At 65.7% G+C, this 10,950-nt stretch carries 14 protein-coding genes; 7 read left to right on the forward strand and 7 right to left on the reverse strand.

Annotated elements, in window-relative coordinates:
- On the reverse strand, positions 1-1,194 hold a 1,194-nt coding region (locus AC5JJ6_RS11370; protein ID WP_496042137.1), incomplete at its 3' end, for an AMP-binding protein.
- Between the two features lie 748 nt (positions 1,195-1,942).
- Here AC5JJ6_RS11370 and AC5JJ6_RS11375 point away from each other — a divergent pair.
- Positions 1,943-2,173 carry a hypothetical protein gene (locus AC5JJ6_RS11375; RefSeq protein WP_496042138.1) on the forward strand — a complete coding sequence of 77 codons (231 nt, stop codon included), beginning with the start codon at positions 1,943-1,945 and terminating at the stop codon, positions 2,171-2,173.
- Between the two features lie 20 nt (positions 2,174-2,193).
- On the opposite strand, the gene AC5JJ6_RS11380 is transcribed toward AC5JJ6_RS11375, so the two are convergent.
- The 4 genes from AC5JJ6_RS11380 to AC5JJ6_RS11395 form a co-directional block, all read right to left on the reverse strand.
- Positions 2,194-2,541, reverse strand: a complete 348-nt coding sequence (locus tag AC5JJ6_RS11380) for a Rieske (2Fe-2S) protein (RefSeq protein ID WP_496042139.1) — start codon at positions 2,539-2,541, stop codon at positions 2,194-2,196.
- The gene (locus tag AC5JJ6_RS11385; protein WP_496042140.1) at positions 2,516-2,959 is read right to left on the reverse strand and encodes an EVE domain-containing protein; all 444 of its coding nucleotides are present in this window, start codon (positions 2,957-2,959) and stop codon (positions 2,516-2,518) included. The genes AC5JJ6_RS11380 and AC5JJ6_RS11385 overlap by 26 nt, the downstream gene beginning before the upstream one ends.
- 53 nt (positions 2,960-3,012) lie before the next feature.
- Positions 3,013-3,297: a YciI family protein gene (locus AC5JJ6_RS11390; protein WP_044428217.1), complete on the reverse strand. Its 285-nt coding sequence runs from the start codon at positions 3,295-3,297 to the stop codon at positions 3,013-3,015.
- Between the two features lie 62 nt (positions 3,298-3,359).
- The gene (locus AC5JJ6_RS11395) at positions 3,360-4,376 is read right to left on the reverse strand and encodes an NAD(P)H-dependent glycerol-3-phosphate dehydrogenase (RefSeq protein ID WP_496042141.1); all 1,017 of its coding nucleotides are present in this window, start codon (positions 4,374-4,376) and stop codon (positions 3,360-3,362) included.
- A gap of 186 nt (positions 4,377-4,562) precedes the next feature.
- Here AC5JJ6_RS11395 and AC5JJ6_RS11400 point away from each other — a divergent pair, with 186 nt between their 5' ends.
- Positions 4,563-4,817, forward strand: coding sequence for a type II toxin-antitoxin system Phd/YefM family antitoxin (locus tag AC5JJ6_RS11400; protein WP_496042142.1), 255 nt, complete (start codon positions 4,563-4,565; stop codon positions 4,815-4,817).
- A complete protein-coding gene (locus tag AC5JJ6_RS11405) occupies positions 4,804-5,076 on the forward strand; it encodes a type II toxin-antitoxin system RelE family toxin (protein ID WP_496042143.1) in 273 nt (90 codons plus the stop codon). The genes AC5JJ6_RS11400 and AC5JJ6_RS11405 overlap by 14 nt, the downstream gene beginning before the upstream one ends.
- Positions 5,077-5,081: 5 nt before the next feature.
- Here AC5JJ6_RS11405 and tsaD read toward each other — a convergent pair whose 3' ends face one another.
- Positions 5,082-6,152: a tRNA (adenosine(37)-N6)-threonylcarbamoyltransferase complex transferase subunit TsaD gene (gene tsaD, locus AC5JJ6_RS11410; RefSeq protein ID WP_496042144.1), complete on the reverse strand. Its 1,071-nt coding sequence runs from the start codon at positions 6,150-6,152 to the stop codon at positions 5,082-5,084.
- 195 nt (positions 6,153-6,347) lie between these two features.
- Entirely contained in the window at positions 6,348-6,548 is a 201-nt protein-coding gene (locus tag AC5JJ6_RS11415) for a hypothetical protein (protein WP_496042145.1), read from the reverse strand.
- A gap of 154 nt (positions 6,549-6,702) precedes the next feature.
- Between AC5JJ6_RS11415 and hemC the strand changes: the two genes are divergently transcribed.
- The 4 genes from hemC to AC5JJ6_RS11435 all read left to right on the forward strand — a co-directional run.
- Positions 6,703-7,632 carry a hydroxymethylbilane synthase gene (hemC, locus tag AC5JJ6_RS11420; protein ID WP_496042146.1) on the forward strand — a complete coding sequence of 310 codons (930 nt, stop codon included), beginning with the start codon at positions 6,703-6,705 and terminating at the stop codon, positions 7,630-7,632.
- 13 nt (positions 7,633-7,645) lie between these two features.
- Complete coding sequence (locus AC5JJ6_RS11425; protein ID WP_496042147.1) at positions 7,646-8,386, forward strand: uroporphyrinogen-III synthase; 741 nt, start codon at positions 7,646-7,648, stop codon at positions 8,384-8,386.
- A gap of 124 nt (positions 8,387-8,510) precedes the next feature.
- A complete protein-coding gene (locus AC5JJ6_RS11430) occupies positions 8,511-10,274 on the forward strand; it encodes a COG4223 family protein (protein WP_496042148.1) in 1,764 nt (587 codons plus the stop codon).
- Positions 10,274-10,950: heme biosynthesis HemY N-terminal domain-containing protein (locus tag AC5JJ6_RS11435; RefSeq protein ID WP_496042149.1), on the forward strand; the 677-nt coding region annotated here is incomplete at its 3' end. The genes AC5JJ6_RS11430 and AC5JJ6_RS11435, both read left to right, overlap by 1 nt.

Below are 10,950 nucleotides of genomic sequence, written 5' to 3' on the forward strand. Positions count from 1 at the left end.
CAGCCAGGCTTCCGGGTTGATCGGCTCGCCGACCGAGCCCAGGATGCGCAGCGACTTGCGGCTCGTCTTCTTGACGGGACCTTCGCCCTCGCGCATCAGCGAGCGGATGGCGGTCGGAGCCGTGTAGAAGATCGAGACGTTGTGCTTGTCGACCACTTCCCAGAAGCGCGATACCGACGGATAGTTCGGGATGCCCTCGAACATCAGCGTCGTGGCGCCGTTGGCCAGCGGACCGTAGACGATGTAGGAGTGACCGGTGACCCAGCCCACGTCGGCCGTGCACCAGTAAACCTCGCCCGGCTTGTAATCGAAGACGTACTGGTGGGTCATCGACGCGTAGACCAGATAGCCGCCGGTGGTGTGCAGCACGCCCTTGGGCTTGCCGGTCGAACCGGAGGTATAGAGGATGAACAGCGGGTCTTCCGCGTTCATCTCGTCCGGAGTGTTCTCGGCCGAGACCTTGGCGATCTCCTCGTCGTACCAGAAGTCGCGGCCCTCGGTCCATTCCACGGCGCCGCCGGTGCGGCGGACGACGATCTGGGTCTTGACGCAGGGAGACTGCTTCAGCGCCTCGTCGGCGTTCTTCTTCAACGGGACCTTGCGGCCGCCGCGCAGGCCTTCGTCGGCGGTGATCAGCAGGTGGCTGTCGCAGTCGACGAGGCGGTCGCGCAGGCTGTCCGGCGAGAAGCCGCCGAAGACGATGGAGTGGATGGCGCCGACGCGGGCGCAGGCCAGCATCGCATAGGCCGCTTCCGGGATCATCGGCAGGTAGATGGTGACCCGGTCGCCCTTCTTGACGCCCTTCGCCTTCAGGACGTTGGCCAGCCGGCAGACCTGCTCGTGAAGCTCGCGATAGGTGATGTGGCGGCTTTCGGCCGGGTTGTCGCCTTCCCAGATGATCGCGGTCTGGTCGGCCTTGTCGGCCAGATGGCGGTCGATGCAGTTGGCGCTGACGTTGAGCGTGCCGTCATAGAACCAGCGGATATGGACGTCGCCGGTGAAGCTGACGTCCTTGACTTTGGAGTAGGGGCGAATCCAGTCCAGGCGCTTGCCCTGCTCGCCCCAGAATGCTTCCGGGTCCTTGATCGACTGCTCGTACATCCGGGCGTAGCCTGCGGCATCGACCCAGGCCGACTTCGCGACTGATTCGGGAGGCGGGAAGCTGCTCGGAGTCGTATTGGGCGTTGTGTTCATTGGCTCGCGGTTCCCCCGGTTCGTTCTGGTTACAGTTGACGGCCGATCTTGGAATAATCGATCCGGTAACCTCTCTCGGTCTGCGGAAGATTAGCCACAGCGGCGCAGCTTTAACAAGCCGTTCGGGTGGTGGAGGGCATGTGTCGCGCAGGCCATGCCGGCTGTGGAAATCCGCCTCCCGTCATATCGCGCGCGGGGACATCCTTACGCATTGATCTACCTCAACAGCATATTCCGAGGATCGTCACCGGCGACCGGATTTCCATCGGGATGCCGGTCCCTGGCAGTAATCGACTGTATTCGGCTGGCCAAGCTCCCGCATGCCGGGTTCATGTCAACTATGACATAATGTCTGAGGCATACAATCCATTCCGGCAGGAACTTGCAGGTAGCTAGAGATATTGAGCGTAGATGTCGTTCTGCGCGCCTACTGGAAAAGTAAAATAAGCCGAATATTTCGATCATTTATACAAATATTTCAGGAAGCCACTCTTCCACAACGAGGATTTGAGCAATTCGATGGCGAAGTGGTCATTCCACTTGGAAGATGGCAAGGCAGCCGGGACAGCAGCATTCTCTCCGGCTTGCAGTGGCGACGTGGACAATTAGTCGCAAGGAGGTGTGCATCGGACCAATGCCGAACCGGCGAAAGGTAACGTTCCGGTTCCGCAACATTTACCAGCCGTTAAGTCAAGGCTGCATATTCTCGTGTCAGCCAGGATTTTTGCAATCAGCGCGGGACAAGGCCATGACGAGCGATGTCGGTGCGGACGGTGGGACGGATAGCCTGACGGGCGAGATCCGCCGCCTCAGCCAGATCAGCAACCAGACCAGCCTGATGACGATCGACGCCGTGCTTCGGGCGCTGCCGCGTGACGGCCATGGCTACGCCACCGCCGCGGCCGAGTTGCGGGCGGTCGCCCGCCGGGTGGTCCACAGCGCCCGCGACTGCGGCGCCAGCATCACGGGCGCTTCCTGACGAGCGCTTCCTGACGGGCGTCAATCCCGCGCCGTTACGACACCGTCGCCGGTCACGGTGAGCGATACCGGTGTCAGGTGCTTGCCGACACACGGACCGCTGACGCAGCGACCCGTCTCGATCTCGAACAAGGCGCCGTGGGTGGCGCATTGGATATGCCGTCCGTTTCGGCTCATGAAGCGGTCGGGCGTCCAATCCAGCGGCGACCGCGCGTGCGGGCAGGAATTGACGTAGCCGAACGCCCGGCTCCCCGATCGCACGATCAGGATATCCAGGCTGTCCGGAGACTTCCCGATACCGGACTTCAGCGTGAAGCCGCGTCCGGTGCCGTCGGGAATTTCCTCAAGCAGACAAAGCGCAACCGCCATCGACGTCCTCGGCAAGGCCGGCAAGCCGGCAGATATGGCTCCATTGGGCTTCGGTGACCGGGCAAACCGACAGGCGAGATTGCCGGATCAGGGCCATGTCGGCCAACTCCGGATCGGTCTTGATCTGCTTCAGGGTGACCGGAGTCACGACGGGAGCGACCGCCCGGACATCGACCATGCCGAAGCGGCCTTTCTCGTCGCTGGGGTCCGGATAGTACTCCCTCGCCACTTCGACGACGCCGACGATCTCCAACCCTTCGTTGGAATGGTAGAAGAATGCCCGATCGCCAAGACGCATGGCCTTGAGGTTGTTGGACGCCTGGTGGTTCCGGACGCCGTCCCAATGGGTGACGCCGTCCGCGACCATCCGGTCCCACGAGTATTTGAAGGGCTCGGATTTTACCAGCCAGTACGCCATCGCCGCCGCCTTGGGATAGAGGTCTCTATACAGGTTCGTTCAGACGGGAAAGGTCAGGACTTCGGCAGGACCTTGCGCCACGGGCGTATCGTTACGCTTTCGAACAGACCGGCCTTGGCATAAGGATCGTCCGTCGTGAAGCGCTGGGCCGCGGCACTGTCGTCGAAATCGACGATCAGCACGCTGCCGGTCATGGCGCTGCCGTCGTCGGTCAGGGTCGGGCCGGCGGCGAAGATCTTGTCGCCGAAGCTTTCCAGATAGGCCAGATGGGCAGTGCGGTTGGCCGCACGGATGTCGCCGCTGCCGGCCTTGTCGGTGCAGGTGATCACGTAGAGCATCGTTATTCCTCCCAGGTTCCTGTTGCGTCTGAAACTACTGTTAACATCAACGACTCATAACATCAGCGGCCTTCGATGCGAAACGGCCGGGCCATCAGCGATGCGATGGTTTCGTCGATATCGGCATTCCGGTTGAGGATGGCGTCCACCGCGCGGCAGATCGGCATCTCCACGCCATGGCGGCGGGCCAGTTCTCCCAATGCCGCTGATGTGTGGACGCCCTCCGCGACCGAATGCCGTTCGCCCATTACTTCCGACAGGGTGCGGCCTTCGCCGAGCGCCGTTCCCAGCGACGTGTTGCGCGACTGGAGACTGGTGCAGGTCAGCGTCAGGTCGCCAAGGCCGGATAGCCCCATCAGCGTTTCGGGCCGGGCGCCCAGCGCCAGCCCAAGCCGGGAAATCTCCGCCAGCCCGCGCGTGATCAGGGCGGCGCGGGCGTTGTCGCCGAGTCGGCGGCCCAGGATGATGCCGCAGGCGATCGCCAGCACGTTCTTCACGGCGCCGCCGACCTGAGCGCCCATGATGTCGTCGGACAGATAGGGCCGGAACGACCGGCTGCCGAGGGTCTCGACGATCCGGGCGCCCAGTTCCTGGTCCCGGATCGCCAGTGTCACCGCCGTCGGCAGGCCCTTGGCGACTTCCGCCGCGAAAGTCGGGCCGGACAGCACGCCGACCGGCGAGGCGGGCAGGGACGTCTCCGCCGCCTCGCTCATCAGGCAGCCGGTCGAAAGCTCGATCCCCTTGGCGCACAGCACGACCGGAGTGCCGGGCCGCAGCAGCGGCTCCAGTTTGGCGCAGGCGGTCCGCAGGTGCTGCGCCGGCGTCACCAGCATGATCGCGTCCGCCTTCGCTATCTCGCCCAGGTCGGCGGTGAGGTCCAGCGCCGGCGGCAGCGGAACGCCCGGCAGATAGCGGATATTCTCCCGCTCCCGCCTCATCGCCTCGACCGCATCCGGGTTCCGCGCCCAAAGCACGGTCTCGCGCCCGGCGCGCAATGCCGCCAGGGCGATGGCGGTCCCCCACGCACCCGCGCCGATCACGCCGACGCGGGCGAAGGGGACAACATCGGCAGCGGTCATGACAGGTTTCCTCGTCTCGCGGATCACGCCTTCATTAAGCGAGCCGTCCCGGGATGGCAACCGGGTTGGCGAGGGAAAGGGTGGACCGTTGTGTTTCGCTGCTGGCCTAAACCGCGAAACTGACAGAATCCACTTTCATATATCCATGCAACTCACCGAAATGGTGAGGAATGCAGGGGAGTTCCCATGAAGACGGTAGCAGCGCAGGATCTTCAACGCGATTTCCACCGCGTCCTCGATGATGTTGGGCAGGAGCCGATTGCCATCGAGCAGGACGGCAATCAGGTTGCAGTCGTTTTATCCATGACGGCGTTTCGCCGACTGGAGGCGCTTGAGGACGAATGGTGGGGCAGAAGAGCGCGTGAGGCAGAGGAAGAGGGTTCCATAGGGCAAGCTGAGTCTGAAGCTCTACTTCAGCGGCTTCTGAATGCGAGCCATTGAACTATCCAGGCAGGCTGCGAAGTTCCTAAGCAATTTGCAGGCAAAACAAGCAAAGCAGCTGGCTGGCAAACTTGCCGAGCTTAAGGAAAATCCTGAACCACACGACTCAAGCATGCTCCGTGGCTACCCATATCGCCGTGCTGATGCCGGAGAGTTCAGGATCATTTATGAGTTTGACGAGTTGACGGTTTCAATCCACCTGATTGGTAAACGCAACGATTCAGAAGTTTACCGGCTCCCGAGCCGCAGCGGCCTGTAAATTTTCTACCCCTTGGCCCCCTTGCCCGCCGGTTTCTTCGCGGTCGGGTCGAGCGGCCAGCGGGGGCGGGGGGCAAAGTCCAGAGTGTCGGTCTGGCCGAGTTGCAGGCGTTCGACGCCGGCCCAGGCGATCATCGCGGCGTTGTCGGTACACAGCTTCAGCGGCGGAGCCTGAAAGCGGAAGCCCAGCTTCTCCGTCAGCGCCGTCAGCCGCGCGCGCAGGTACTTGTTGGCGGCGACTCCCCCCGCCACCACCAGCGTATTGCCCTCGGGGTGCTCGGCGCGGAACCGGGCGATGGCGCGGGTGCAGCGGTCGACCATCACGTCGCCGACGGCGGCCTGGAAGCCGGCGGCCAGATCGCGGATATCGACCGGGTCGAACGGTCCGGGCGGCAGCTCGTCCAGCCGGTTGCGGACCGCCGTCTTGAGGCCGGAGAAGGAGAAGTCGCAGCCCGGCCGTCCCTTCATCGGGCGCGGCAGCTCGAAGCGCCCGGGATCGCCGCCCTCCGCGGCCTTCTCCAGCAACGGCCCGCCGGGATAGCCCAGGCCCATCAGCTTGGCCGCCTTGTCGAACGCTTCGCCGACCGCGTCGTCGATCGTAGTGCCGAGCCGGCGATACATGCCGACGCCTTCCACCGCCAGAAGCTGGCAGTGGCCGCCCGACACCAGCAGCAGGAGATACGGGAACGCCAGTCCCTCCGGCGACGGGTCGGTCAGCCGGGCGGTCAGCGCATGGCCTTCCAGGTGGTTGACGGCGACGAAGGGGAGGCCGCGCACGGCGGCGATCGCCTTGGCCGTCATGACGCCGACGATCACGCCGCCGATCAGGCCCGGTCCACCGGTAGCTGCCACGCCGTCCAACTGATCGAAGCTCAGGCCCGCATCGGACATCGCGCGCGCGATCAGGCCGTCGAGATGTTCCAGATGGGCACGCGCCGCGATCTCAGGGACGACGCCGCCATAGGGACGGTGGTCGGAGAGCTGCGACAGCACGACGTCGGCCAGGATCTCCCGCCGGTCGGTGACCACGGCGGCTGCCGTCTCGTCGCAGCTCGTTTCGATGCCCAGGATGATCATGTCAGTAGATTGTCTTGTCGGTGGATAATCATGTCAGTCGGAGGATCTTGTCGACGAAAGGTTCTCGGTCAGGATCTGCTTGGTGATGACCAGCGACAGGCACCCGTTCTCCAGTTCCAGGAATTTGTCGGCGTTGCGTGGCAGGGGCACCTTGTTCTTGCGGCAGAACAGGATCAGGAACGCTGCGATCTCGCCCTAGGTGAAGATGGCCTCGATAAGCTGGCGCGCCCCCGCCTGTTCGACCTGCACTGCAAGTTGAAGTTCCGGTTCCGAAACGGTCCAGACTCGCCGGATCTGTCCGTGCGGCATCTTGTCCGGGTGGAGGCTGGCGAACAGGCGGACAGCTTCCTTCACCGCCTCGTTCGAGAAGATTACCTGCCGTCGCTCCGTTATCATCGACTGTCCCTGACCAGATGCCCTAGCTGCGCCGCACCAATACGATAGCGAGACATATAGCCTAAAAGCGCTTATACCAACGGGCTTTCCGCATGCGCCTCAAATACGCATGTGGGGACTTCCCGTGCGTCCCATAACGTCCTAAAGAAAGTACATGAGCAACCCTTTGAGAATCGGCACGCGCGGCAGCCCGCTGGCGCTGGCGCAAGCCCACCAGACCCGCGCACGGCTGGCGGCGGCTCACGCCGCCCTGGCGGCGCCCGACGCCATCGAGATCGTCGTGATCAAGACGACCGGTGACCGCATCCAGGACCGTACCCTCATGGAGGCGGGCGGCAAAGGGCTGTTCACCAAGGAGATCGAGGAGGCGCTGACCGCCGGCTCGATCGATCTGGCGGTCCATTCCATGAAGGACGTGCCGACATGGCTGCCCGACGGGCTGGAGATCCGCTGTCTCCTGCCGCGCGAGGACCCGCGCGACGCGTTCTTCTCCGAGATCGCCGGGCATCTGGACGATCTGCCGGAAGGAGCCGTCGTCGGCACCGCCAGCCTGCGCCGGCAGGCCCAGGTGCTGTCCCGCCGCCCCGACCTGAAGGTCGTGCCGATCCGCGGCAATGTCGAAACCCGCCTGCGCAAGCTGGCGGCGGGCGAGGTGGATGCCACGATGCTGGCGCTTGCCGGGCTGCGCCGTCTCGACATGACCGACCGCATCACCGCCGTCCTGGAAACCGACATCATGCTGCCGGCGGTCGCCCAAGGCGCCATCGGGATCGAGACGCGGGCCGGCGACGACTACACCAACGGCCTGCTGGTTGCATTGAACTGCGAGGAAACCTTCATCCGCGTCGCGGCCGAGCGGGCGCTCCTGGCGGCGCTCGACGGTTCCTGCCGCACTCCCATCGCCGCACTGGCCCAGCTCGACGGTACCGGCGCCCTGACGCTGGAGGCGCTGGTTGCCGACCCCGCGGGCAGTCGCGTGCTGCGCACGGACCGGAGTGGACGCGCATCGGACGCCGAGGCTCTGGGCCGCGACGCCGGCGAGGAGCTGAAGAGCCTGATGCCGCCGGACTTCTTCGTTCCGTGACCGGATCGTCGCCGTGACCGGGTCGCCTCCCCGCATCCTCGTCACCCGGCCGCGCGACGATGCGGAGGCTTTGGCGGCCGAACTCGACCGGCGCGGATTTCCGGTCATGATCCAGCCGATGCTGGAAATCCGGATGCTGGAAGGGCCGCCGCTCGATCTCGATGGCGTACAGGCGCTGCTTTTCACAAGCGCAAATGGCGTACGGGCTACCGCAGCGCGTACGAAGGCCAGGGATCTGCCAGCACTGGCCGTTGGCGACGCCACGGCTCGCGCGGCGCGCGACGAAGGCTTCATCCAGGTCGAAAGCGCTCACGGCGATGTGGAAAGTCTGGCGCGTCTGGTGAAGGCCCGGCTCGACCCGGCCGCCGGCCGTCTGTTCCACGCGGCGGGAAGCGCCGTCGCCGGAGACTTGGCCGGCGATCTCGGCAGCGCCGGCTTCCGGCTTGAGCGTCAGGTGCTGTACGCCGCCGACCCGGTGACGGAGTTCGATCCGCCGGCGAGGGAGGCTCTGTACGCCGGTACAATCGGCGCAGTCCTGTTTTTCTCTCCCCGGACGGCGCAAAGCTTTGTTAAGGTTGTTCAGAACTCGGGATTGGCCGAGCGTCTCGGCGGAGTCGTGGCGTTATGCCTCAGCGAGGCGGTAGGTACGGCAGTGCGTACGGTGAGATGGCAAGATATTCAGGTGGCGGCGCAGCCCGATCAGGATTCGCTGCTTGATCTGCCGCTCCTCGTCCGGCACCTGCCCCCATCGTGAAGAAGGCTCACCCGAAGAAAACCAGTCCGATCCTGCGAACCAGTCCCGCAAACCAGTCCCTCCGAACAGTCAGCCAAAAACAGACCAACGATAAACGCCCCCAGGGAATACGAGAAGGCCGCTCATGAGTCCCCGTCCCCCCGATCAATCGGATAACGATCCGACCGTGCCGGAGTCCTCCGACGGCGCCAACCCGAACGGTACCGCCGCGGAGCGGATCATCGAAAAGTTCGGCGGCATCCGCCCGATGGCCCACAAGCTCAACATGCCGGTGACCACCGTCCAGGGCTGGAAGAAGCGCGGCGCCATTCCGAGCAACCGTCACCCGGACCTGCTCGCCGCCGCGAAGCGCCACAACGTGACGCTGGACCAGGCGGAACTCGATGCCGCCGCCCCTGCGGACGAGCGGTCCACCGAGGAGTCGTCGTCGACGATCATCGTCTCCGGCACAGAGACCCCGACGACCCCAAGCCCGACTTCCCTGGAGCCGGAGCAGCCTGTCGAGCCCGTCGCGGGCAGCGCATCCGGCACGCCCTGGACGTCGCCCCGCAGCTACGAACAGCCCGCCGCCTCTTCAACCGAGACCGCGTCAGAGCCCATGTCCTCTACAGCTTCGGAGCCCGTCTACACCCCCGAGCCGGCCCGGGCCTCGGGCGGCGGCAAGGGATTGGCGACCTTCGCGATCCTGCTGGCGCTGCTGGGTTCCGGCGCCGCCGTGACGGCGCCGGTCTGGGGTCCCAAGGTGATCCCGCAGGTCTGGCCGCCGCAGACCGGCAGCAATCTGCCGGGTCAGGTGACCGCACTGGAGCAGCGCGTTCAACAGCTCGCCTCGCGCGGCAGCGACACTGCCCCGCTCAGCGACCGGATCGCCCAGCTCGAGCAGCAGCTCAGCGCGGTTCAGCAGAGCCAGGGCCAGCAGAACCAGGGCCAGCCGCCGGCATCCGGCGATGCGGCCCCGGCAGCGTCCGAAGCCGCCGGCGGTCTCGACGAAGGTCAGGTCGAGCAGATCGTCCAGGCCCAGGTGCAGCAGCTCGCCAGCCGCCTCGGCGCTCTGGAGCAGCGGCCCCAGCCGCGTCCGGGCCTCGACCAGCAGGCGCTCGACGCCCGCGTCGTTCCGCTTGAACAGCAGCTTCTGGCGCTGGCCCAGATCCGCGAACGCATCCAGGGGCTGGAAGGCCGTCTCGGCACGATCGACCAGCAGGGACAGGCGATCAGCCGCCTGAGCCAGTCGGTCACGGGACTGGAGCAGGAAGCCAACCGCCTTGCCCAGGAAGTCACCGAAACCTCCAACCGCTCCGCCAAGGTCGCTGAGACGCTGACCCTCCGGCAGGCGGAGGAGAGCAAGGCGCAGGCGCTGGTCCTGGCGGCGGGCCAGCTTCGCGCGGCCCTGCAAAGCTCCAGGCCGTTCAGCGGCGAGCTGTCGGCGGTGCGTGCGGTCAACCTTCAGGATCCGCAGGTGGTCGGTGCGCTCAAGGAGATCGAGCCCTACGCCGCAGACGGCATCCCGACCGAGACCCAGCTGAGCCAGCAGTTCTCCGACGTGGCGGGCGAGATCGTCCGCGCCGGCGTGATTGCGACCGGCCAAGCCGGCCAGTGGTGGGACAAGGCGATTTCGACCGCATCGTCCCTGGTCAGCGTCCGCCGCACGGCGGGCGACATCCAGGGCAGCGGCGCCGACGCCGTCACCGCGCGGGCCGAGCAGTACATGAAGGCCGGCCGTCTCGACGAAGCCGTCAAGGAACTGGAAACGCTGACCGGTGAGCCGGCCGGCGTCGCCAAGCCCTGGATCGAGGATGCCAAGGCCCGCCTCGCCGCCAACAACGCCGGCGCCCTGCTGACCGGCCAGGCCATCGCCCGCCTCGCGGGTTCGCCCGGAGGCACCCAGTAATGACACGCGCCATCTGGTTCCTTATCAAGCTGGCGATCGTGGTAGCGATCGCCATCTACCTCGTAGAACATCCCGGCGCCGTCACGATCGACTGGCTGGGCTACGTCATCAACACCTCGTTCGCCATGCTCCTGCTGGTGGTCGTGGTCCTGATCGGGATCGCGGCCATCGCCTATCGGCTGTGGCGGGGCATCCGGAGCGCTCCTGGCGCCTTCGGCCGCGCCCGCAGCGTCCGCAAGCGGGATCGCGGCTACCGCGCCCTGACCCGCGGCATGGTCGCGGTTGCGGCCGGCGACGCCGCCGGCGCCCGCCGCTATGCCCGCGAGGCCGATACCATGCTGCGCGACCCGCCGCTGACCATGCTGCTGTCGGCCCAGGCGGCACAGCTCAACGGCGACGAGAAGGCGGCGGAGCGGTATTTCCACACCATGCTGGACATGCCGGAAACCGCCTTCCTCGGCGTGCGCGGCCTGCTGACCCAGTCGATCCGGGAAGGCAACCAGTCGCAGGCGCTGCAACTCGCCCGCCGCGCCAAGTCGCTTCAGCCGCAGACCCCGTGGGTCCTGACGACGCTGTTCGATCTGGAGACCCGCGCCGCCCAGTGGGGCAGGGCGGAGCAGACGCTTCAGGACGCCGTCAAGGCCGGCGCCATCTCCTCCGAAGCGGGCCGCCACCA

This window comes from Skermanella sp. (assembly GCF_059503625.1).